We start from the raw sequence: 524 nt of genomic DNA, 5'->3' as shown, positions 1-524 counted from the left end.
AGCCGACCCTGGCCGAGGGCCTGCAGCGCATGGTGGGGTTCCGCAACATCGCCGTGCATGATTACCAGAGCCTGCAGCTTCCCATCACCGTCGCCATCATCGAAAAGCACCTCGATGAGTTTCTACAGTACAGCAAGGCACTCTTGCAGCACGATGCCGGATAAGCAGCAGGCCATGGTTTTCAGCGTATCTCCCGCTTCTGCGGCCGCCGTGCCCGCTTCGCTCTCCCCCTCCCGCCGCGCCTGGCTGCGGTTCAAGCGCAACCGCCTGGGCTACTGGAGCCTGGTGGTCTTCAGCCTGTGCGCCGAGCTGGTCAGCAACGACCGGCCGCTCATCGTGCGCTACGAGGGGCAGACCTACTTTCCCATGCTCAAGGACTACCCCGAGAAGACCTTTGGCGGCGACTTCGAGACGCCGACCGACTACCTCGACCCCTTCATCCGCGAGCGCATCACCGGGGGCGGTAACTGGGCGCTCTACACCCTCAACCCCTACGGCCCGAACACGCTCAATTACTTCGCCAA

1 protein-coding gene and 1 pseudogene are annotated in these 524 nt (G+C 63.4%); both read left to right on the top strand.

The features are described 5' to 3' along the window. Positions 1-8: 8 nt before the first annotated feature. Positions 9-164: a DUF86 domain-containing protein gene (locus ACMUOY_RS20955; RefSeq protein ID WP_413894626.1), complete on the top strand. Its 156-nt coding sequence runs from the start codon at positions 9-11 to the stop codon at positions 162-164. A gap of 10 nt (positions 165-174) precedes the next feature. Further along, positions 175-524 (top strand): annotated as a pseudogene (locus ACMUOY_RS20950) (ABC transporter permease); the annotation flags it as partial.

Source organism: Candidatus Skiveiella danica (assembly GCF_022705245.1).
Lineage (GTDB): Bacteria > Pseudomonadota > Gammaproteobacteria > Burkholderiales > Burkholderiaceae_C > Skiveiella > Skiveiella danica.
Note: the sequence above shows the minus strand (reverse complement) of the source record. Positions and strands in the feature narration are given on the sequence as shown.